Annotated in this window: 20 protein-coding genes, 3 tRNA genes and 1 pseudogene; 14 read left to right on the top strand and 10 right to left on the bottom strand. The window is 40.3% G+C overall.

What is annotated here, in order from left to right:
- Window positions 1–55: 55 nt before the first annotated feature.
- On the bottom strand, window positions 56–1,342 hold the full coding sequence (gene yfmH / locus ABID29_RS05875) for an EF-P 5-aminopentanol modification-associated protein YfmH (RefSeq protein WP_354365075.1): 1,287 nt from the start codon (window positions 1,340–1,342) through the stop codon (window positions 56–58).
- A complete protein-coding gene (gene yfmF, locus ABID29_RS05870) occupies window positions 1,339–2,586 on the bottom strand; it encodes an EF-P 5-aminopentanol modification-associated protein YfmF (RefSeq protein ID WP_354365074.1) in 1,248 nt (415 codons plus the stop codon). Before yfmF ends, yfmH begins: the two co-directional genes overlap by 4 nt.
- A gap of 122 nt (window positions 2,587–2,708) precedes the next feature.
- Between yfmF and ABID29_RS05865 the strand changes: the two genes are divergently transcribed.
- Window positions 2,709–3,068: an RNA-binding S4 domain-containing protein gene (locus ABID29_RS05865; protein WP_354365072.1), complete on the top strand. Its 360-nt coding sequence runs from the start codon at window positions 2,709–2,711 to the stop codon at window positions 3,066–3,068.
- Between the two features lie 2 nt (window positions 3,069–3,070).
- Complete coding sequence (gene recF, locus ABID29_RS05860) at window positions 3,071–4,168, top strand: DNA replication/repair protein RecF (protein ID WP_354365070.1); 1,098 nt, start codon at window positions 3,071–3,073, stop codon at window positions 4,166–4,168.
- Between the two features lie 135 nt (window positions 4,169–4,303).
- Here recF and guaB read toward each other — a convergent pair whose 3' ends face one another.
- Window positions 4,304–5,785 (bottom strand): IMP dehydrogenase, encoded by a 1,482-nt coding sequence (gene guaB, locus ABID29_RS05855; RefSeq protein ID WP_354365068.1) that lies wholly within the window; start codon window positions 5,783–5,785, stop codon window positions 4,304–4,306.
- A 130-nt stretch (window positions 5,786–5,915) separates the two neighbouring features.
- Here guaB and ABID29_RS05850 point away from each other — a divergent pair, with 130 nt between their 5' ends.
- Window positions 5,916–6,104, top strand: a complete 189-nt coding sequence (locus ABID29_RS05850; RefSeq protein ID WP_354365067.1) for a hypothetical protein — start codon at window positions 5,916–5,918, stop codon at window positions 6,102–6,104.
- 59 nt (window positions 6,105–6,163) lie between these two features.
- On the opposite strand, the gene trpS is transcribed toward ABID29_RS05850, so the two are convergent.
- Window positions 6,164–7,186: a tryptophan--tRNA ligase gene (trpS, locus tag ABID29_RS05845; protein ID WP_354365066.1), complete on the bottom strand. Its 1,023-nt coding sequence runs from the start codon at window positions 7,184–7,186 to the stop codon at window positions 6,164–6,166.
- An 11-nt stretch (window positions 7,187–7,197) separates the two neighbouring features.
- The gene (locus ABID29_RS05840) at window positions 7,198–7,572 is read right to left on the bottom strand and encodes a hypothetical protein (RefSeq protein ID WP_354365064.1); all 375 of its coding nucleotides are present in this window, start codon (window positions 7,570–7,572) and stop codon (window positions 7,198–7,200) included.
- Between the two features lie 347 nt (window positions 7,573–7,919).
- Here ABID29_RS05840 and ABID29_RS05835 point away from each other — a divergent pair, with 347 nt between their 5' ends.
- Together ABID29_RS05835 and ABID29_RS05830 are read left to right on the top strand one after the other, a co-directional pair.
- Window positions 7,920–9,542: an ABC-F family ATP-binding cassette domain-containing protein gene (locus ABID29_RS05835; RefSeq protein ID WP_354365062.1), complete on the top strand. Its 1,623-nt coding sequence runs from the start codon at window positions 7,920–7,922 to the stop codon at window positions 9,540–9,542.
- Between the two features lie 83 nt (window positions 9,543–9,625).
- Window positions 9,626–12,208 carry a YfhO family protein gene (locus tag ABID29_RS05830; RefSeq protein ID WP_354365061.1) on the top strand — a complete coding sequence of 861 codons (2,583 nt, stop codon included), beginning with the start codon at window positions 9,626–9,628 and terminating at the stop codon, window positions 12,206–12,208.
- Between the two features lie 325 nt (window positions 12,209–12,533).
- On the opposite strand, the gene ABID29_RS05825 is transcribed toward ABID29_RS05830, so the two are convergent.
- Together ABID29_RS05825 and relB are read right to left on the bottom strand one after the other, a co-directional pair.
- Window positions 12,534–12,890 (bottom strand): type II toxin-antitoxin system RelE/ParE family toxin, encoded by a 357-nt coding sequence (locus ABID29_RS05825; protein ID WP_354365060.1) that lies wholly within the window; start codon window positions 12,888–12,890, stop codon window positions 12,534–12,536.
- Window positions 12,880–13,167 (bottom strand): type II toxin-antitoxin system RelB/ParD family antitoxin, encoded by a 288-nt coding sequence (relB, locus tag ABID29_RS05820; RefSeq protein ID WP_354365058.1) that lies wholly within the window; start codon window positions 13,165–13,167, stop codon window positions 12,880–12,882. Before relB ends, ABID29_RS05825 begins: the two co-directional genes overlap by 11 nt.
- A gap of 255 nt (window positions 13,168–13,422) precedes the next feature.
- Here relB and ABID29_RS05815 point away from each other — a divergent pair, with 255 nt between their 5' ends.
- Window positions 13,423–13,608, top strand: a complete 186-nt coding sequence (locus ABID29_RS05815; RefSeq protein ID WP_354365057.1) for a tyrosine-type recombinase/integrase — start codon at window positions 13,423–13,425, stop codon at window positions 13,606–13,608.
- A 91-nt stretch (window positions 13,609–13,699) separates the two neighbouring features.
- Here the strand turns inward: ABID29_RS05815 and ABID29_RS05810 are convergent.
- Both ABID29_RS05810 and ABID29_RS05805 read right to left on the bottom strand, forming a co-directional pair.
- Window positions 13,700–13,773, bottom strand: a tRNA-Asn gene (locus ABID29_RS05810).
- Window positions 13,774–13,781: 8 nt separating this feature from the next.
- Window positions 13,782–13,853, bottom strand: a tRNA-Glu gene (locus tag ABID29_RS05805).
- Between the two features lie 138 nt (window positions 13,854–13,991).
- Between ABID29_RS05805 and ABID29_RS05800 the strand changes: the two genes are divergently transcribed.
- Window positions 13,992–14,065: transfer RNA gene (locus ABID29_RS05800), tRNA-Arg, on the top strand.
- A 43-nt stretch (window positions 14,066–14,108) separates the two neighbouring features.
- Here ABID29_RS05800 and ABID29_RS05795 read toward each other — a convergent pair.
- Entirely contained in the window at window positions 14,109–14,783 is a 675-nt protein-coding gene (locus ABID29_RS05795; protein ID WP_354365056.1) for a YoaK family protein, read from the bottom strand.
- A 93-nt stretch (window positions 14,784–14,876) separates the two neighbouring features.
- On the opposite strand from ABID29_RS05795, the gene rlmH reads away from it, so the two are divergent.
- The 7 genes and pseudogenes from rlmH to ABID29_RS05760 form a co-directional block, all read left to right on the top strand.
- A complete protein-coding gene (gene rlmH, locus ABID29_RS05790) occupies window positions 14,877–15,356 on the top strand; it encodes a 23S rRNA (pseudouridine(1915)-N(3))-methyltransferase RlmH (protein ID WP_354365055.1) in 480 nt (159 codons plus the stop codon).
- An 87-nt stretch (window positions 15,357–15,443) separates the two neighbouring features.
- A complete protein-coding gene (locus tag ABID29_RS05785) occupies window positions 15,444–16,631 on the top strand; it encodes a S1C family serine protease (RefSeq protein ID WP_354365054.1) in 1,188 nt (395 codons plus the stop codon).
- An 88-nt stretch (window positions 16,632–16,719) separates the two neighbouring features.
- The gene (locus ABID29_RS05780; RefSeq protein WP_354365053.1) at window positions 16,720–17,499 is read left to right on the top strand and encodes a ParB/RepB/Spo0J family partition protein; all 780 of its coding nucleotides are present in this window, start codon (window positions 16,720–16,722) and stop codon (window positions 17,497–17,499) included.
- Between the two features lie 189 nt (window positions 17,500–17,688).
- A complete protein-coding gene (gene dnaA, locus ABID29_RS05775; RefSeq protein WP_354365051.1) occupies window positions 17,689–19,068 on the top strand; it encodes a chromosomal replication initiator protein DnaA in 1,380 nt (459 codons plus the stop codon).
- Window positions 19,069–19,214: 146 nt separating this feature from the next.
- The gene (gene dnaN, locus ABID29_RS05770) at window positions 19,215–20,351 is read left to right on the top strand and encodes a DNA polymerase III subunit beta (RefSeq protein ID WP_354365050.1); all 1,137 of its coding nucleotides are present in this window, start codon (window positions 19,215–19,217) and stop codon (window positions 20,349–20,351) included.
- Window positions 20,352–20,375: 24 nt separating this feature from the next.
- Window positions 20,376–20,573 (top strand): DUF951 domain-containing protein, encoded by a 198-nt coding sequence (locus ABID29_RS05765; protein WP_354365049.1) that lies wholly within the window; start codon window positions 20,376–20,378, stop codon window positions 20,571–20,573.
- Window positions 20,574–20,805: 232 nt separating this feature from the next.
- Window positions 20,806–20,874: pseudogene (locus tag ABID29_RS05760) on the top strand (IS200/IS605 family transposase); the annotation flags it as partial.
- Window positions 20,875–20,968: the final 94 nt, after the last annotated feature.

Genomic DNA, 20,968 nt, shown 5'->3' with positions numbered 1-20,968 from the left:
TCTTTTAATTTACTTGCCTTCTATTGTAGCAAAAATTCTACTTTTTTTCGATGACCTATTGCGGAAAAATAATAAAATCTGAGACTTGGGATTTCTCTATAAAATCCTGACCGACATAGAGGATATCTTCCAAGCTAAGCTCATCTAAAATTTCAACCAGATCAAGACCATCTTCCCCACCAATCCAACCATCGACATAGTGCATAGCCAACTGTTCAAGGCTGTTAAGAGATTTCAAAAAGTCACCATACATTTCTTGCTTAACCAAGTCCAGATGGTCCTGATGAAAGTCTGGTAAGGTTTTAAAGGTTTTGAGCAACTGGCGAAGCCGCTTGGACATGGCCATAGGCTCATGAGTATCCAAGGTCATGGTTACCAATTGAAAGGCCTCATGAATCTCAATTTCCATTTGGAAGGAATCATCCAGACGCCCTTTTTCATACCAGTCTTGATAGGTTGACGAGGTCCATCCTAAGAGCATGGCAAAGAAGAGCTTTAAAGCTACTCGATAGGAAGACGTTGACAGTTCTGTAAAGTCAACTTGCCCTCTAAACCCTAAGGCTAACTTAGGTCCTACAACAGGAAGTTCTACCTGAGAGGATGGCTTTACTGGTAATAAATCAAGGCCTTGCTTCTTGATTTCGTAAATTTTCCGTTTACGACTCTTGGCCTGATAAATTTCAATATCAGCAAGAAGACTCTCTGGCTCTTCTGGTCCCACAACTAGCAACAATCTATTTGATGGCTGGTAAAAGAGATCAAAATTCAGCTTAAGATCTTTTATATTAATCGCGTTAATGGATTGTAAACTTCCAGCAATATCATCAGAAAGTGCAGATTCTGGATATAACTGTCCCAACAATCCCATATAAAGCTGGTAGTCTGGATCATCCTGATACATATTGATTTCTTGACTGATAATAGACTGCTCACGTTCCAGCGACTCCTGACTGATATGAAACGTACCTGTAAAGTTCTGTAGAACCTGTAAATTTTCCTTTACCCTGTCTGTGGTCGAAAAATAGTAAACCGTCTGCTGATAACTGGTAAAGGCGTTAACTTCCGCACCTAAACTCGAAAACAAGGCTACCGCATCACTTCCATCTGACATTTCAAAAAGCTTATGCTCTAAAAAATGAGCAATTCCTGCTGGAAATTGACGATATAGTTTGCGATATTTAGGTCTAAAAATAGTATCTAGAGCACCAAAACGAACAGCCATGATTCCTAGAGTTTCCTGATAATCCGGCTTATGAATAAAAACAACTTCTAGTTCATTATCCAAAATTTTTCGGTAGACAGTTTCCTTTAAATCAGGGTAATACTGTTTTGTTAAAGTCATAGATTCCCCTCCAAGAAATAAACGGCCTGTAATTTAATCTCCTTTGCCAGATGACGGATGTCTTCTTTACTGACCTTGTCAACTTCTGTCAACCAGCTGTCAATATTCATCATACAATCGCCAAATACAGCCTGGTTGTAAACTTGCTCTATCAAATGAACTTGCCGGTCTTCAGCCATCTTTAGGGCATTTTTAAGAGCTAACTTTGTCTGGCTTAACTCTGCAGAACTAAAGTTTCCCTGTTTTAAAGCCAACAATTGCTGATGAATCAAGGTCATAGCCCTGTGCCTTTCCAATTTGTCAATTCCTGCATAAATGTTAAGGTAGGACGTCAAACTGTCAACCTGACTACCGATGGTATAAGCAAGCCCTTCTTTTTCACGAATAAAGGTAAATAATCTAGAATGCGAAAATCCACCTAAAAGACCATTTAAAACAAGTAAACTGAAGAAAGCTTTACTTCCAAAAGGAGCTGACACATGATAAGCCAACTCTAAAATGGACTGGTTGGCTTCCTTTTTTTCAATGACCTTAGAAGTAATTTTAGATAATCCTTGATCAATCTGAAACTCTAAGTCAGGCCAACGATCTGCAAAGGAAAATGACTTCAAAATACTTTCAACCTGATCCGTCTGAAAATCGCCTAAACAAAAAATATCCACACGGTCCTGGCTCAGCATCCTTTGAAAACCACGAAAAACGGATTGTGGCGTCTCTGCCTTCACCAAATCTATGGTCCCATGCTTTGGCAAACTCAACTCATCAGACTTGTAAAACAGACGATTGATCGCCAAATGTGCCTGGTAAAAATTATCCTCCTGCTCACTCTCCAAGCTGGTTAAAAGATTGTCCTGCTCTATCTTGAAAAATTGAGGATCAAAACTATCCGCATGGGTCAAGGGCTCAAGCAAACACGTTTTTAGAAATGCTATAGCTTCTGCCGTTAGGTCTTTGCCCATCGTGTAGGACGGGGACAAAAAAGATAGGTCTAAGTCAATCATATGGACAGCTCCCTTTTTAGCAAGACTGGTTTCCAAGGTCGCTCCATAAAGACTCGCCAATTGCCTTCTGAACAGTTGAGGCGTTGGATACTGCTTATTAGCTGATTCTAAAAAATAAGCGATTAAAGCACGACTCCCTATCGTCTTTTGATCCAAAGGGGCTGAAAAACGAATCTTGATTCGCTGGGTTTTAAACTTATTGCTTTTCTTAAAATGAAGATACACACCTTCTGCCAATTTCATTGTTCTAACATTCTCCAAGTCTTTCTAAACATCTATTATACCTTTTCTAGCTGATTTTTGCTGAATTTTGGAGCGGAGATTCTCAAAAAGTATGCTATAATGAAAACGAAGGAGCAGAAGACATGAACTATATTTTATTTGAAGAATTTATCACCCTACAAGCTCTCCTAAAAGACCTAGGAATTATTCCAAGTGGTGGTGCCATTAAGGGGTTTCTTAGCCAAGAATTGGTTTTATTTAACGGGGAGCAGGAGACGCGCAGGGGCAAAAAAATCCGTGTCGGGGACACCATCACCCTACCGAACCAAGCTATTACCATTCAAATCATCGCACCGAGTGCCGACGAACTTTCCAACCACCAAGAAGAAAAGGCTGAAAAAGAACGCGTGGCAAAACTGGTAAAATCAATGAACAAGGACCTAAAAAAGGGGAACAAACCTCAAAATTCACCAAGGCCAGCGGTCCGTTTTCCTGGTACCTAGTCATGTGGTTAAAAGCCATCTCCCTCAAACAATTCAGGAATTATTTAGAACAGGAACTTGAATTCCATAAGGGACTCAATGTTTTTCTCGGCCAAAACGCCCAAGGCAAGACTAATATCTTAGAAGCGATCTACTTCCTCTCCCTAACGCGGAGTCATCGAACCCATTCTGACAAGAACTTGATTCATTTTTCAGGAACAGAGTTGAGGGTCAACGGTCTGGTCGAGAAGCAAACCGGCCATCTTCCCCTAGAAGTTCAATTAAATAGCAAGGGACGGGTAACCAAGGTTAATCACCTCAAGCAAACCAAGCTCTCCAATTACATTGGTCACCTCAATGTTGTCCTCTTTGCGCCCGAAGATTTACAGCTGATAAAAGGAGCGCCGGCCCTGAGACGAAAATTCCTTGACATGGAGTTAGGTCAGATCAAACCCCTTTACCTCTCGGAGTTAGCCAGCTATCACCATGTGCTTAAGCAACGCAACACCTACCTCAAACAGGCTGAAACTGTCGATTTTGATTTTCTGGCTGTCTTAGACGAGCAACTCCTAACATTTGGAGCCAGTATCATTAAGCATCGGCTTGATTTTATTCAAAAACTTGAGGGTTTCAGTAGAACCAAACATTTGGATATTTCTGAAGGCAAAGAGGAACTTTCTATCTCTTACCAGTCCTCCTTTCCCTTTTCTGACGAAGAGACAATTTACCACGCCTTCAGTCAGGCACTTGGCAAATCTCGTCAGCGGGATCTCTTTAAAAAGAATACTGGTATCGGTCCTCATCGCGACGACGTCAACTTCTTTATCAATGGTGTCAATGCTAATTTCGGCAGTCAAGGGCAACAACGTAGCCTTGTCTTATCCCTCAAATTAGCAGAAATCGAACTCATGAAAAGCGTCACAAGGGAAAGTCCCGTCCTCTTGCTTGACGATGTCATGAGTGAGCTTGACAATAACCGTCAACTAAAACTGTTAGAAACAATCTCTAAAGACGTCCAAACCTTCATCACCACAACCAGTTTAGACCATCTCAAGCACCTGCCTGATGATTTGAAAATTTTTGAAGTGGAGAAGGGAAGTATTCGCGAGAAAACATCTTGATTGACGATCTTGTCAACTTTTTTAAAAAAATAAAAGCAAACGGCATCTCACTTCTCCTAAGGAGCTGAGAGTTGAACCGTTTGCTTTTTATACTTGACAAAAAATTGACAGCATTGTCACGTTTTGTCACTCTATTTATTGGACAGAGTAGTTAGGAGCCTCATTGGTGATTTGAACATCGTGTGGGTGACTTTCTTTCAAACCGGCGCCTGTCATTTCGACAAACTGTGCCTTTTCATGCAAGTCTTGAATGGTTGCAGCACCGACATAACCCATCCCAGAACGAATACCTCCAACCATCTGGAAGACAATATCCGCCACAGCACCTTTATAAGCCACGCGCCCTTCAATCCCTTCTGGCACTAACTTATTAGCTTCGTTAACAGAGCCTTGGAAATAACGGTCGCTTGAGCCTTTCTTCATAGCCGCAATTGATCCCATACCGCGATAAGTCTTAAACTTACGCCCTTGGAAAATCTCTGTTTCACCAGGAGCTTCATCCGTTCCTGCTAACATCGACCCCAGCATGACAGCATGTCCACCCGCAGCTAAAGCCTTGGCAATATCGCCTGAGTACTTAATCCCACCGTCTGCAATAATCGTCTTACCGTATTCACGCGCTACTGCAGCGGCATCGTAAATAGCAGTGATCTGAGGGACGCCGACCCCTGCTACCACGCGAGTCGTACAGATTGATCCTGGACCAATACCAACTTTCACCACATCGACACCAGCGTCGTAAAGGGCCCGAGCTCCTTCTGCTGTGGCTACGTTACCAGCAATCAAGGTCTTGTCTGGGAAGGTCGCACGAATTTCAGCGATTTTGCGCAAAACACCTGCCGAGTGACCATGAGCCGTATCAATAACGATAGCGTCCGCACCTGCCTCAAACAGGGCTGTCGCTCGCTCAAAGGTATCAGACGTCACACCAACCGCCCCTGCTACAAGAAGACGACCATATTGATCCTTGGCAGCATTTGGAAATTCAATTACCTTTTCAATATCCTTGATCGTGATGAGACCTGACAGACGACCTGTTTCATCGACCAGAGGAAGTTTTTCAATACGGTGTTCTTGCAGAATCTTTTCCGCAGTTTTCAAGTCTGTCCCCACAGGAGCAGTCACCAGATCGTCCTTGGTCATGTGAGCTGAGATTGGCTGGTTAAAGTCTGCAACGAAACGTAGATCTCGATTGGTCAAAATACCGACCAATTTACGGTTTTCCATGGTTTCCACAACTGGTACACCACTGATACGGTAGCGACCCATGAGCTCATTTGCCTCTGCAATGGTTCGGTCTGGCGTTAGGAAAAATGGATCAATGATAACGCCATTTTCAGACCGTTTTACTTTACGGACTTCTTCTGCTTGAGCTTCGATAGACATATTTTTATGGATAATCCCCATACCACCTGCACGAGCCATCGCAATCGCCATCGCACTCTCTGTGACCGTATCCATCGCCGCTGAAATAATGGGGATATTAAGCGTCAAATTGGGAGCCAGCTGAGTCTTCAGCTCAATCTCATGTGGCAAAACGTGGCTCTCTGCTGGAATTAGTAGCACATCATCAAATGTAAAGCCTTTTTTCAAAAACTTGGTCTCCCAATGTGACATCTATCTAACCTCTTTTCTTTTTTATGGTTACTATCATATCACGCCTGCCTATTTTGTCAACCGCTAAGGCATACTTTTGACAAATGTTTCGGAATATGCTATCATAATAGATGAAAAGGAGGTTTTTCCTATGAAAAAACAGTTTCTTTCTTTAGTAGTTATCCTCATATTAGCCATTCTAAGGCCTTACCTGCTAAAGCTACCTGTTTTAGGTCCTCTCTATGGTTTTCTTGAGTTTTTAGCCATTGCCCTAATTATCGGCTATATTCTCTACTACATTGGGCTACACATTTACCTTTGGTTTAAGGTAAGAAAATGATTTTCAAAGACAATAAAAAAGTAGGAAGGCTGATTGTTTCCTACTTTTTTATATTGTTTTTAAAAATACTGAATCCCCATGGCTGCTTTGACTTCAGCTAGGGTTTGAGCCGCTGCTTGACGGGCTTTTTCACTGCCCACTTCCAGCATGCGGTAAACCTCGCCCATATCCTTGGCAAACTCCAAGCGACGTTCGCGAATGGGCGCCAGCTCACGCTCCATGATATCAAGGAGGTAGCGTTTGGTCTTAACATCCCCAAGTCCGCCACGCTGGTAATGCTCTTTCATGGCTGCAATTTCTGCCTTGTCTTCTTCACGACCAAAAACGTCAAGGTAGTGAAAGACCATATTACCCTCGATTTTACCTGGGTCTTCAACACGGATATGGTTAGGGTCGGTATACATGGACATGACCTTTTTCTTGACCGTATCGGCATCGTCTGCCAAATAGATACCATTATTGAGGGATTTGGACATCTTAGCGTTACCATCCAGACCTGGCAGGCGACCTGCGGCCTCATTTTCTGGATAAAGCCCTTCAGGCTCGACCAAGACCTCGCAGTTGTAGGTGTGGTTAAAGCTGCGGACAATCTCGCGGGTCTGCTCAATCATGGGTTTCTGATCAGTACCGACAGGAACAAGATTGGCCTTAAAAGCCGTGATGTCAGCCGCCTGGGCAATAGGGTAAACCAAGAAACCCGTCGGAATGGACTCTCCAAAACCTTTTTGAGCAATCTCAGTTTTCACGGTCGGGTTACGCTCCAAGCGTCCTAGCGACACCAGGTTCATATAGTACATGGTCAGCTCGGCCAACTCAGGAATCTGGCTCTGGATAAAGATGGTCACCAGCTCTGGGTCAAGGCCAGCAGCCAGGTAGTCCAAAGCCACATTGCCAATAGAGTCGATGATGGTCTGCGGGTCCTTGGCATGGTCAGTCAGCGCCTGCTGGTCAGCCAGAAAGACAAACATGTCATGCTTGCCCTCGTTTTGCAAGAGAACACGGTTTTTCAGCGAGCCAACATAGTGGCCGATGTGCAATTTACCAGTCGGACGGTCGCCCGTCAGGATGATTGGTTTTGTCATGGGATTCTCCTCTAATGTATGTCGTACAAAAAGTATTTATTATAAATCAAAACTTCTTTAAGATATGCTTGGTCTTGTTCAGATAAGACAAATTCTGGAAAAGTTGCTACCAAACTAGACAGATAAAAATAATTCGGATGTCGGCGGTAAGAAAATCCCTCTTGACCAAACCGACCTTGGCAAAAATCAAAAGCAAGTTTTAACTCTTGACTGGTTGCCTTATTAAACATTATTTCCAACTCTCCAAGCTGTGTCTTATCTCTGTTTTCTATCATTGCTCTTGCAGTGTTGGCTAAAATAAATAGCCAATTTCTAGCATTTTCTAGTTGCTTTGGATGATTATTAAGATGCTCTTTTAAGTCACTGTATTCTTGAACAATGTCCATTATTTCTCCTCTATCCTTTCCACAAAAAATCCCCACGCCAAAAACTTGGCGTGAGGGCGTCTGATTGACACGGTACCACCTCAATTTAAGAAACCTAGGTTTCTCATCTCAATGCTTATCAAAACTGGTTGAATCAGACCCATTTCAGTAACCACCACCATTGGCTTGCAGCAACCGCCAACTCTCTAAAGATGTTATGTCCTTACTCTTTCTGATGGTTCTATTCTAGTGAAATTTACAGGATTTGTCAAGTTTTTCTAAAGCTGAGAATAGATGTGATAGGAATATTTGAAAAAAAAAACAAAATCCTGTAAAATGAGGAGAATACAATAATTAGGAGAATCACTTTGCTTACAGTTTCAGATGTTTCACTGCGTTTTAGCGATCGTAAACTTTTTGATGAAGTTAACATTAGCTTTACACCCGGCAATACCTATGGTTTAATCGGTGCCAATGGTGCTGGTAAATCTACATTTCTTAAAATTCTAGCAGGCGATATTGAACCGACCACAGGCCACATTGCACTCGGTCCAGACGAACGGCTCTCAGTCCTACGTCAGAACCACTTCGATTACGAAGACGAGCGGGTTATCGATGTCGTTATCATGGGGAATGAAAAGCTCTACAGCATCATGAAAGAAAAAGATGCCATTTACATGAAGGAAGATTTTTCTGACGAGGATGGCGTCCGTGCCGCCGAATTAGAAGGCGAATTTGCTGAACTTGGTGGTTGGGAAGCAGAGAGCGAAGCCTCTCAATTGCTCCAAAACCTCTATATTCCAGAAGAATTACACTACCAAAATATGAGTGAATTGTCTAACGGGGAAAAGGTTAAGGTCCTGCTTGCCAAGGCACTTTTTGGCAAGCCTGATGTCCTCTTGCTAGACGAGCCTACCAACGGTCTCGACATTCAGTCCATCAATTGGTTGGAAGACTTCTTAATTGATTTTGAAAATACCGTTATCGTCGTATCTCACGACCGCCACTTCCTCAATAAAGTCTGTACCCATATGGCCGATTTGGACTTTGGAAAAATCAAGCTCTATGTTGGTAACTATGATTTCTGGAAACAATCTTCTGAACTAGCCGCCCGCTTACAAGCTGACCGCAATGCCAAGGCTGAAGAAAAAATCAAACAGCTCCAAGAATTCGTTGCCCGCTTCTCAGCTAATGCTTCCAAATCAAAACAGGCCACTTCGCGTAAAAAAATGTTGGACAAGATTGAACTGGAAGAGATTGTGCCTTCTAGCCGCAAGTACCCATTCATCAGTTTTAAGGCTGAGCGTGAAATCGGAAATGACCTCTTGACGGTTGAAAACCTTTCTGTCAAGATTGATGGCGAGACCGTCATTAATAATATCAGTTTCATCCTCCGTCCAGGCGATAAAACTGCCCTTATCGGACAGAATGATATTCAAACAACAGCTCTAATTAGAGCCTTGGTCGGTGATATTGACTACGAAGGAACTGTCAAATGGGGAGTCACCACTTCTCAATCTTACCTGCCAAAAGACAACAGCAAGGATTTTGCTGGTAATCAATCCATCCTTGACTGGCTCCGTCAATTTGCCAGCAAGGGAGAAGATGACAATACCTTCCTCCGTGGATTCTTGGGTCGGATGCTCTTTTCTGGGGATGAAGTTAACAAGTCTGTCAACGTCTTGTCAGGGGGAGAAAAGGTCCGTGTCATGCTTTCAAAACTGATGTTGTTGAAATCCAATGTCCTAATCCTAGATGATCCGACTAATCACTTGGATCTTGAATCCATCTCTGCCCTCAACGACGGCCTCAAAGCCTTCAAAGAATCCATCATCTTTGCCAGTCATGACCATGAATTCATCCAAACCTTGGCCAACCATATCATCGTTATTTCTAAGAACGGTGTCATTGACCGTATTGATGAAACCTATGATGAATTTCTTGAAAATAAAGAAGTCCAAGCCAAAGTTCAAGAACTTTGGAAGTCTTAACCTTATCAAATTAACTCATTTAAAAAGCAAGGTATAGCAGCTTTGCTTTTTTGTATTTTTAATTTTTTTGTTACAATAAAACTATGACCCAATCAAGAAGACAAACTAGGCAACATCCTAAAACCAACTATCTCCTATCTTTCCTCATTCCCATGCTTATCATAGCAACCATCCTTGCTATTAAAGGAATTTATTGGGGGAGTGAGCGGACTATTCTTGCTAGCGATGGCTTTCATCAATATGCTATCTTCAACACCACTTTGAGAAATACCTTACATGGGGATGGTCACCTGTTCTACACCTTTACAAGCGGTCTAGGACTTAATTTTTATGCCCTGTCAAGCTATTATCTGGGAAGTCTCTTTTCTCTCTTTGTCTACTTTTTTAGTTTACAAACCATGCCTGACGCTATCTATCTCTTTACCATCCTCAAATTTGGACTAATCGGACTGTCCTCTTACTATAGTTTACACCATATTTACACAAAAATGGACAGTTACTTGACACTTGTTCTCTCTTCCCATTTTTCCTTGATGAGCTTTGCAGTTAGTCAACTCGAAATCAATATGTGGTTGGATGTCTTTATATGGGTTCCACTTGTTTTACTAGGACTCCATAAGCTTATTTTAAATCAAGGTATAACCCTTTACTATATTTCTCTGACCCTTCTCTTTATTCAAAATTACTATTTTGGCTATATGACAGCCTTATTCCTTGTTTTTTGGTACTTTCTTCAGGTCAGCTGGGAGTTTAAGAAACGAATCAAAACCTTCTGGTCCTTTACAGTCGTGTCAACCTTATCAGGCCTGACTAGTTTGATAATGATTTTACCAGCTGTTTTAGACCTGAAGACCCATGGTGAAAATTTCACGGTAATCAATCAGCTACAAACTGAAAATTCTTGGTGGCTCGATATCTTTGCTAAAAGTATGGTTGGTAGCTACGACACAACTAAATTTGGAGCTATCCCAATGATTTATGTTGGCCTTGTTCCTCTCATAATAGCACTTAGCTTTTTCTTCATCAAAGCAATAAAATGGCAAGTCAAGCTAACCTATCTTGTTCTCTTTTCCCTACTGATTGCTAGCTTCTATATTGAACCGCTAGACCTACTTTGGCAGGGAATGCATGCCCCAAATATGTTTCTCCACCGTTATGCCTGGCTCTTTTCTCTCTTAATTATTTTCACTGCAGCAGAAGTTTTTTCTCAGATTGAAGAACTAAGACTAGGCTCTTTTCTGACAGCCACTCTTCTGCTAGGAGTCGGTTTTGGCCTAACTTTCTACTTCAGAAATCATTATCCATTTCTAGAAACCATTCACTATCTCCTAACAGCAGAATTCCTAATCGTTTACTTGATTATTTTTACTGGTTTTTCTAGGAAAATTATCTCTAAAAAATCTTTTACACTAGGTTTACTCTTCTTTACAGTCTTTGAAGCATCCTTAAATTCTTACTATCAAATAGCGGGTGTGGACAACGAATGGCATTTTCCAGCTCTAAAAAATTATCAACAAGATATGGCTGATATTGTCAATTTAGTTGACAGCACTCGGAATGATAACTACCATTTTTTCCGAATGGAAAGACAAACGCCTCAAACTGGTAACGATAGTATGAAATATAACTATAATGGGATTTCTCAATTTTCGTCAATCCGAAATAGGGCTTCCAATCAACTGCTTGATAAATTAGGATTTAAATCATCTGGAACGAATCTCAATCTCCGTTATCAGAATAACACCCTCCTGATGGATTCCCTATTTGCTGTAAAGTATAAAATCAGTAAAGAAATGCCTCCAAAATATGGGTTTGAAAAGCAGAATAGTTCCAATAAACTAGAACTTTACAGGAATGTCAATGCTAGTCAACTTGGTATACTGGTTCCAAAATCCTATCAAGATATTAATCTGACTCATCTGAGTCTTGATAATCAGACTAATCTAGTCAATGCTATAACAGGCCTAAATATAGATTACTTTGACCAGCTGTCAATCGTTGATAAAGATGGAAATGTTTTAGAAAATAGTCATCATACTCTTACAAAAACTGATCCTAATAAATCTTTTACTCTGACAACGACAATTGACAGTCAAATTTACCTCTCTTTACCAAATTTAACCCTCTCCAATCAAAATATTCAAGATATTGAGATTTCTGTTAATGATCATCGCTACCATTATACCATTGACAATAGCTTTACACTATTTGACTTGGGTTACTTTACAGCTGATCAGACAATTGAAATCACCTTCCATTTTCCTAACCAATCTACTGTTTCCTTTGACAATCCTAAGGTTTACGCTTTATCTATAGAAGCTTATGAAACAGCCTTCCAAAAATTAGCTGAAACAATGCCTCAGACAACTGTTAAGGGAAATCAGGTAAGAACCAACTATGAGTCTAAATCTGAACAAACACTGCTTTACACACTCCCCTATGATAAGGGCTGGTCTGCAACTGTCAATGGAAAAAAAGTCCCTATTGAGCCCTTTCAAAATGGTCTGATTCGTGTAAAAATCCCTGAAGGAAAAGGAGAAGTTCTTCTCACTTTTATTCCTCAAGGTTTCTTTATAGGAGTCCTATGCTCTTTATCTGGCCTCTTATTGTTCCTTATCTATCAGATTAACCACATTAAAAAATATAAAAAGTCCTTTATCCACTAAAAGATAAGGGACCTTTTATGATAGCTAACATAAAATAAAAAAACGTTGATTCCTCAACGTACTGATATACTTCCGAAACTCCGCCAACAGATAATATAGCGTTAAATTAAGTTAAAATAGAAAACACAAATGGCGTAAAATCAAGAATTTATCATTCGCTATATAGCTGTTAATTTTAGAAAGTTGACCAAATGTTGACCAATTATAGTTTCTAATCAAGACGGAAAATAGTTGTTCATATGCCTATGTCCTTAAAACCCCTGTACGGGCTTTCTATGGTGTTATACGCTACTGCATTCTACCGTATACAAGAAAAACGCCCTTTTTAAAGGCGCCTATTTTTCTTAAATAGTCTGATATAGTCTTGTTTGCTATGGATAATATCAGATATAAAAACGGCTTTTCTGTCTTCTAAAATGTGATAAAAGGCCAGGTAATCCCCTAAAACAATGCAACGGGTATTATGTGGCGGGTAAATGGTTTCACCTACCCTTTCGTCTGCATTAAACCCTGCTTCAGGGAAAAGCTCAAGGCGCTCTAAACCATAAAGAATATTATTAATGGTGTTAGCCCCTGCCTGCTCTGAAAAGTAAGTAGTTTCAATATAACTTTTTATCGCCCGTAGTTGTTCCTGTACAGTTTCGGGGATAATAAGACTATATGTTTTATTTTCAGATACCAAGGTTATCCCTCACTTCACTAACGTTATATACCCGGCCATGCTCTAAATCTTCAAAACTTTTGGCAATTTCAGACCGTAAGTTTGCAAGTAGTTCAGCCCGCTCTTTATCTTTGTCAGTCTCAAAAGGTAGGGCTTTATTTTGTACAATGTTTTCTAAAAATAAATTAAAGCTAGCTGTCATATCAAGGTTTTGGGCTGTGATGATGGCTTTAGCTTTCTCTAGTAAATCGCTATTTGTTTTAAAATTGACCTGCGTATTTTTTTCTAAAATATTCATACGTAGCACCTCCTTAATGACATTATATCACTTTAAACTATACTTGTATAGTCATATATAGTCAGATATCCCTGTTGATGCTAGAACTTTAGACGTACTAAAAGAATTGCGCAAAGAGCAAAAGAAGTTGAATCTAGATAATCCTGACAACATGCTATTCATTAACCAACACTATGGTATCCCAACTAATACTGGCGCTAACAAATGCTTACAAGAATTATTAGAAAAATTAGACATAGAGCCTAAAAATATGACTTGTACTGTAATCGTCATACTTTTGCCAGTGTGATGCTTGCGCAAGGGATTGATATTTGGGCCCTTTCAAAAATCATGGGTCACAAGAATATTACTCAAATCACAGAGACCTATGGACATCTCATGAAAGAAAAGGCCGATTCGGAGTCCAACAAAATCAGAGACTTTCTGTCAGAATTAAAATAAGTTAAAAAATTAGTTGACCAAAAGTTGACCAAATCGCAAAAAAATCAAAAAAAAAACGTTGATTTCTCAACGTACCGATATACTTCCAAAACTCCGCCAGTAGGACTCGAACCTACGACATCATGATTAACAGTCATGCGCTACTACCAACTGAGCTATGGCGGAAGAAAATATAGTCCGTACGGGATTCGAACCCGTGTTACCGCCGTGAAAGGGCGGTGTCTTAACCCCTTGACCAACGGACCATACATGTCTCTTAAGAAGACAAGATTTATTATATCCTAAAGTATATCCCTTGTCAACACTTTTTGATTATTTTTTATTTATTTTCTCTCTTATCTTGACAGCGGTGCCTCTTTTTTGTTAAACTGATATAGTTAGTAGGTCTCATAGCTCAGCTGGATAGAGCATTCGCCTTCTAAGCGAACGGTCGCAGGTTCGAATCCTGCTGGGATCAAAGAAAAAACATATCGCCTTAATCAGGTGATGTGTTTTTCTTTTTAAGACTCATCACCCAATTTTTCGCTATAGAGCCAGTAACTCACAAGACCTACTGGAAACAGTAGAAAAATAAGGCTATATTCCTCTAAGTAAACCGTTACTAAACTTGACAAAACAATCCCTATAATAAAAGAAATGATGACACTATAGGTTAAAACAGCTTCTTTTTGATAAACCTTATTTTTTTCAACCAAGCCTTTCACTAGTAAATAGGCCGCGTTTTTAACATTGCCTGTCATCATCACATTTGCATAAGGCATACCACGCAAGCGTTTGAAGGTATTTACCTGCATGGAAGCAAAAAAGCTTAAACTGGAAATAGTAAAGATAGGCGGTAAAAGAGGGGTTAGAAGAATGATAAATACCAGTAAACTCAACATCATCATACTGCTAAAAGCATGCCATCTGATGCTATGACGGCTGAGATAACCTCTAACAAGGTAATTAAACCACTGGCCAAAACTAAACATGAAGATGGGAATAAGATAAGCTAGAGCTCTCTCCATATTTTTTTCTGCCAAGGAAATGCCTAGAAAAATCACATTTCCTGTCTGAGCGGCTGCAAATCGCCCTCCTTGTGTATGGTAAGTGTAGGCGTCTATATAGCCACTGATAAAGGTTAGGAGTACGGCTACTCGCAACCGCTCAAAAATACGATAATTTGTCTTAGTCATAAAAAGTTTCCCGTGAAACATTATAGTGTCTCTATTCTAACATATTTTTAGCCAATTGATGCCTTATAAAAAAACTTGTGTTACAATGAAAGCATGAAGATAAAATTGATTACCGTTGGAAAACTCAAAGAAAAATACCTTAAAGATGGTGTCGCAGAATATACCAAACGGCTGGGACGCTTTGCTAAAGTCGAGCTTATTGAATTAACTGATGAAAAGACGCCTGATAGGGCTAGTGAGCTGGAAAAGCAGCAGATTATGGCCAAAGAAGCTGAACGGATTTTCTCTAAAATTGGAGAGAGGGATTTTATCATTGCTCTGGCTATTGAAGGCAAGCAACTTCCGTCAGAAGATTTTAGTCAGTTGATTGCTGACAAGACTAGTCAAGGATTTTCAACCCTAACTTTTATCATCGGTGGCAGTTTGGGACTGGCTCCTGATATTAAAACACGCGCCAATTTCCTGCTCAGTTTTGGAAAATTAACCCTTCCTCACCAGTTGATGAAACTCGTTTTGGTTGAACAAATCTACAGGGCCTTTATGATTCAACAAGGAAGCCCTTACCACAAATAAGATAGATAAAACTGAGAAATCTTTAAGATTTGCTTAAGCCTAAGCTTATATAGTAATTCTCAGAATATAGCAAAGGAGAAATATATTATGTCAAAATTGATCAAAACAATTTTACACTTATTTGCAGTCCTAACAGTCGGCTTTATAGGTGGTGTGTTAGGAAACCAACTGACTTCTAAAACTCAAGGGACTTCTGTGGAAAACTCCAATAAACCGTCAACAACAGTTCCCATCATCTCAACTAATAACACTAATTCAACCACTGAAGCCGTCAAAAAAGTTCAAGATGCGGTAGTCTCCGTCTTAAATTATCAATCTAGTAGTAGTGGAAATAACCCTTACAGTATTTTTGAAAATAAGGATTCCGCTGAATTGACTGTTGTCGGTAAAGGATCAGGAATTATTTATAAGAAAGATGGTGATTCTGCCTATCTAGTAACCAATACGCATGTTGTAGCAGGTGCTGAAAGAATTGATATTCAGTTGGCCAACGGTACTATTGTAGAGGGAACCTTGGTCGGCTCAGATACCTATTCTGACGTTGCTGTTGTCAAAATTAATGCTGAGAAAGTTTCTGCCATCGCAGAATTTGGGGATTCCAGCATCCTAAATGTAGGGGAAACAGCCATCGCTATCGGTAGTCCCTTGGGAACAGAATACGCTAACTCTGTCACTCAAGGGATCATCTCCAGTCTGAGTCGGACAGTTACTTCTCAGTCAGAAGACGGTCAAACTATTTCTACCAATGCCATCCAAACAGACGCAGCCATCAACCCTGGTAATTCTGGAGGTCCTCTGATCAACATTGAAGGACAAGTGATTGGCATTACATCTAGTAAAATTTCTTCTCGTCCTGTCTCCGCTGTCTCCAGTGTTGCTATTGAAGGTATTGGATTCGCCATTCCTTCAAACGATGCAGTTGCTATTATCGAACAATTAGAAGCATCTGGTAAGGTAAGTCGCCCATCTCTAGGAATTCGAATGGTTAACTTGACAGACCTGTCAACCTTTGAATTGGAAAAACTAAAAGTTCCTTCTGAATTGACAGCAGGTATCGTTATTGCAAATGTCGAATCAGGTCTCTCAGCAGATGGAATCCTAGAAAAATACGATATCATCACTAAAATCGACGACAAAAAAATTACAACAAGTAGTGATTTACAAAGCGCCCTTTATTCAAAAAATATTGGAGATACCATAAAAGTTACCTTTTACCGTGATGGCAAGGAGCAAACAGAGCAGGTTCACCTAACTAGTTCTACAGAAGATTTATAAAAAAATTCCTTAAGCCTACCAACATTCTTCCTCTGAATCATATCGGGGGAAGATTTACTTTACCCTCGAAATTTAGTATGATAGAGCTATGACTGAAAAACTCTATTATGTGCCTATCCAAGACATTCAAACCAATCCTTACCAGCCACGCCAGTACTTCCATCAAGAAGATCTCCAAGAATTAGCTCAATCGATCAAAGAAAATGGGATTATTCAACCATTAATCGTACGAAAATCCCCTATTCTTGGCTACGAATTAATGGCTGGCGAGAGGCGACTTCGTGCCAGCCAACTAGCTGGTCTAGACAATGTTCCCGTTATTATCAAAGAGCTCTCAGATGATGACATGATGAATCAGGCTATTATTGAAAATTTGCAACGCAAAGACCTCAGTCCAATCGAAGAGGCGCGTGCTTATAAGCGACTGATTGAACGAGGTAACACCCATGAAATGATTGCACAAACAATGGGAAAGTCTAGGCCATATATTAGCAATACTATCCGACTCCTCCAGCTATCTGATAAAGTTTTGGAAGCTTTGGAAGCAGAAAAAATTTCCCAAGCTCATGCCAGAACACTTCTAATATTTGAAGATGAAAAACTCCAGGAAGAATGGCTGACCAGAATTATCCAGCAAAAACTCAGTGTGCGCCAGCTTGAAACCTTGACGAGTCCAAAGAAAAAAATCGCAAAAAATACTGGCAAGACTGTCTTTATCAAAGAAGCTGAAAAAAAACTAAGCCAAGACTTAGGAACCAAAGTCTCTATTTCTGAAACACAAAAAGGGTCTGGCCACCTCTCTATCCCCTTTTCCTCTTTGGAAGAACTCGAACGACTTATCCACATTTTATCTGATAGAAGTGGATAGAAAAAATTCCTAAACAAGCTTATAAACAGCTAAAAAGTCCTAAAAAGGGCTTTTATTATCCTCTTTCTACCTATTTTATCAACAAGTTGTGGAAAACTCTTTTTAACTTGTGGAAACTTATCAACAAGTTGTGGAAAAAATGACTTCTTTATGATAGAATAGAGTGATTAGAAATACAAGGAGGAAAAGATGGCTGATAAAGAGTCCTTATTTTGGCAACGTGTCCAAATTTTAGCCCATTCACAGCTGAGGCAATCCTCTTATGATTTTTTTGTCTCTCAAGCCAAGCTCATCTCAGTCGAGGGGGACATAGCCACCATCCAGCTGGATAACTCCGCCCAGCAACTCTTTTGGGATACCAACTTACAGGCAGTTATTTTGACCGCTGGTTTTGAAGTGTATGACCGCGAAATGAAATTAGCCTACCAATTTTCGAATCAAGTCGCTAGTCCTAGAGAAAAGGAAACCAAAACGGAAACAGAACTGACAAGGAGTGTTCCATCTTATCAAACCGAAGTTTTTGAAACTCTGGTAAAACCAAGTGTCAACCCCAAATACACCTTTTCAAATTTTGTTCAGGGTGAGGGCAATAAATGGGCACTTTCTGCTGCCCTAGCAGTCGCAGAAGCTCCAGGAACAGCCTATAACCCTCTCTTTATCTGGGGAGGATCGGGTCTTGGTAAAACACACCTTCTCAATGCTATCGGAAACCATATTCTTTCGGTCAATCCACGCGCCAGAATTGAATACATTACAACGGATAACTTTATTAGTGAGTTTGTGTCCCACATCCGTCTCAATACCATGGATGAACTCAAACAGAAGTTCCGTAATCTAGATGTCTTACTCATTGATGATATTCAATCCCTGGCTCGAAAAAATCTTGTAGCCACCCAAGAAGAATTCTTTAATACCTTTAATTCGCTTTTTGAAAACCAAAAACAAATTGTCTTGACCAGCGACCGGACACCAGAACAACTGGATGATTTACCAGAGCGATTGGTATCACGTTTTGCCTGGGGACTCCCTGTCGATATCACCCCTCCCGACTATGAGACCAGAGTTGCTATCTTGAACCAAAAACTACAAGAGTATAGCCACCTCACCTTCAAACAGGAAGCGATTGAATACCTGGCAAACCATTTTGATTCCAATGTTCGAGAGCTAGAAGGTGCCCTAAAAAATGTCAACCTAGTTGCTACTGGCAATCATTTACAAACCATTACTGTTGATACTGTTGTTGAGGCTCTGAGATCTCGTCTACAGACACCTTCTGCTATCACCGTCATCCCAATTGAGCGAATCCAGACAGAAGTCAGCAAGTTCTATGGCATTAGCATCAAAGAGATCACAGGTCCTAAGCGGGTTCAACACATCGCCCTCGCTCGACAAGTGGCCATGTACCTCGCCCGTGAACTAACTGACAATTCTCTGCCAAAGATTGGAAAGGAGTTTGGGAATAGGGATCACTCAACTGTTCTCCATGCTTACCATAAAATCAGAGAAGCGTTAGAGACAGATGAAAACTTAGGTCTCGAAATTCGGACCATTCGCCAACGTATCAAATAATTTGGGGACAGTTCAAAAAGTTTTCCACAACTTATCTGCAAAATCTCTAGACTGATCTGACAAGGATAGGCTAACTTTTCCACAATGTCCACAAGACCTACTACTACTACTAACCTTATAATTATAAACAGATAAAGGAGTTTTCCATGATTCAGTTTTCCATTAACAAATCTTATTTTTTACAAGCTCTAAACACAACGAAACGTGCAATTAGCCATAAAAACGCTATTCCGATTCTTTCTACCGTTAAAATTGATGTGAATTCCGAAGGCATCACTTTAACAGGATCTAATGGGCAAATTTCTATTGAATATTTTATTCCTGTTAAAGAAGAGAATGCTGGTCTCTTAATTACTTCACCAGGAAGCATTTTACTGGAAGCCAGCTTCTTTATCAATGTTGTCTCAAGTCTACCAGATGTGAGCCTAGATTTTAAGGAAATTGAAAAGAATCAAATCGTTTTAACCAGTGGGAAGTCTGAAATTACCCTGAAAGGAAAAGATGCTGAGCAATACCCACGCTTGCAGGACATGCAGGCTGAAAATCCTCTTCTAATTGAAACCAAAACATTGAAGAATGTAATCAATGAAACAGCTTTTGCAGCTAGCTTGCAAGAAAGTCGTCCTATCTTGACAGGAGTTCACTTGGTTCTTTCAGATAATCATACCCTCAAGACAGTTGCAACAGATTCTCATCGTCTTAGCCAACGCCAGATTTCCCTTGAAAAACCTTCAGATAACTTTGATGTCGTTGTTCCCAGTCGTTCCTTAAGAGAATTTTCAGCAGTCTTTGCAGATGATATTGAAACTGTCGAAGTCTTTTTCTCAACCAATCAAATCCTCTTTAGAAGCGAGCAGATCAGTTTTTACACCCGTCTCTTAGAAGGTGTTTATCCTGATACGGACCGTTTGATTCCAACAGCATTTACAACAGAAATGACCTTCAATCGGGACCAACTCCGTCAGGCAATGGAACGGGCGCGTATCTTATCTAATGCAACAACTAACGGAACAGTTAAATTAGAAGTCGAAAATAATATTGTCTCAGCACATGTTAACTCCCCAGAAGTGGGGCAAGTTCATGAGGAATTGGACACTGTGGCGGTTTCTGGACAAGATTTAACCATCAGCTTTAACCCAACCTATCTTATTGATGCTCTAAAGGCTATGGATACTGAAAATGTGACTGTTTCTTTTATCTCTGCTGTACGACCATTTACCCTGATTCCTGCTGATGATCAAGGGAGCTTTATCCAATTAATCACACCGGTTCGGACCAATTAAAAATGAATGTCTAAAGGAGTTCTTATGTATCAATTAGGATCCTTAGTTGAAATGAAAAAGCCCCACGCCTGCACCATCAAGTCTACTGGCAAGAAAGCCAATTGTTGGGAGGTGAAACGGCTGGGTGCAGATATCAAGATACGTTGTACCAATTGTGATCATTTGGTCATGATGGCTAGATATGAATTTGAACGAAAATTAAATAAAATTATTCAAGAGTAAAAGGATTGGGAAACTCCCAATCCTTTTAAATTTATGTGACTTTAGTCCGTTTCGCTCCACAGGTGCGAAACAAATAAACCACCCGCTATGCGAGTGCGCATCGCAGGTTATACCAAAAAAACTCCAAACGCGATACAATAAAGGTGTTCAAGCCTAAAATAAAGCGAAAGGAGGAGAAAAATTATCCAGTGGATGATTTCTTCATGAGCTTAAAAATAAGAAGGCGAATTAACATGATATCGCACTTGATAAACTGAGTGTGAAAGAATACGAAGATCCCTCTAGGGATAATGGCAAGTAATACTGATTCAAAATCAAAAATAGATATTGGCGGTCCATCGCCTATTAACAATTGACTTCAATACCGACCAATGCAAGCCCTGAATGACTTCTTG

The organism is Streptococcus rupicaprae (assembly GCF_040545225.1).
Classification (GTDB): domain Bacteria; phylum Bacillota; class Bacilli; order Lactobacillales; family Streptococcaceae; genus Streptococcus; species Streptococcus rupicaprae.
The sequence above is the reverse complement of the archived record's forward strand: the minus strand, read 5'-3'. Positions and strand labels throughout refer to the sequence as shown.

Excerpts from the sequence above, each read along its gene's own strand:
- yfmH (WP_354365075.1), bottom strand. The coding sequence starts at position 1,342 with ATGACTTTAACAAAACAGTATTACCCTGATTTAAAGGAAACTGTCTAC.
- yfmF (WP_354365074.1), bottom strand. The coding sequence starts at position 2,586 with ATGAAATTGGCAGAAGGTGTGTATCTTCATTTTAAGAAAAGCAATAAG.
- ABID29_RS05865 (WP_354365072.1), top strand. The coding sequence starts at position 2,709 with ATGAACTATATTTTATTTGAAGAATTTATCACCCTACAAGCTCTCCTA.
- recF (WP_354365070.1), top strand. The coding sequence starts at position 3,071 with ATGTGGTTAAAAGCCATCTCCCTCAAACAATTCAGGAATTATTTAGAA.
- guaB (WP_354365068.1), bottom strand. The coding sequence starts at position 5,785 with ATGTCACATTGGGAGACCAAGTTTTTGAAAAAAGGCTTTACATTTGAT.
- ABID29_RS05850 (WP_354365067.1), top strand. The coding sequence starts at position 5,916 with ATGAAAAAACAGTTTCTTTCTTTAGTAGTTATCCTCATATTAGCCATT.
- trpS (WP_354365066.1), bottom strand. The coding sequence starts at position 7,186 with ATGACAAAACCAATCATCCTGACGGGCGACCGTCCGACTGGTAAATTG.
- ABID29_RS05840 (WP_354365064.1), bottom strand. The coding sequence starts at position 7,572 with ATGGACATTGTTCAAGAATACAGTGACTTAAAAGAGCATCTTAATAAT.
- ABID29_RS05830 (WP_354365061.1), top strand. The coding sequence starts at position 9,626 with ATGACCCAATCAAGAAGACAAACTAGGCAACATCCTAAAACCAACTAT.
- relB (WP_354365058.1), bottom strand. The coding sequence starts at position 13,167 with ATGAATATTTTAGAAAAAAATACGCAGGTCAATTTTAAAACAAATAGC.
- ABID29_RS05795 (WP_354365056.1), bottom strand. The coding sequence starts at position 14,783 with ATGACTAAGACAAATTATCGTATTTTTGAGCGGTTGCGAGTAGCCGTA.
- rlmH (WP_354365055.1), top strand. The coding sequence starts at position 14,877 with ATGAAGATAAAATTGATTACCGTTGGAAAACTCAAAGAAAAATACCTT.
- ABID29_RS05785 (WP_354365054.1), top strand. The coding sequence starts at position 15,444 with ATGTCAAAATTGATCAAAACAATTTTACACTTATTTGCAGTCCTAACA.
- ABID29_RS05780 (WP_354365053.1), top strand. The coding sequence starts at position 16,720 with ATGACTGAAAAACTCTATTATGTGCCTATCCAAGACATTCAAACCAAT.
- dnaA (WP_354365051.1), top strand. The coding sequence starts at position 17,689 with ATGGCTGATAAAGAGTCCTTATTTTGGCAACGTGTCCAAATTTTAGCC.
- dnaN (WP_354365050.1), top strand. The coding sequence starts at position 19,215 with ATGATTCAGTTTTCCATTAACAAATCTTATTTTTTACAAGCTCTAAAC.
- ABID29_RS05765 (WP_354365049.1), top strand. The coding sequence starts at position 20,376 with ATGTATCAATTAGGATCCTTAGTTGAAATGAAAAAGCCCCACGCCTGC.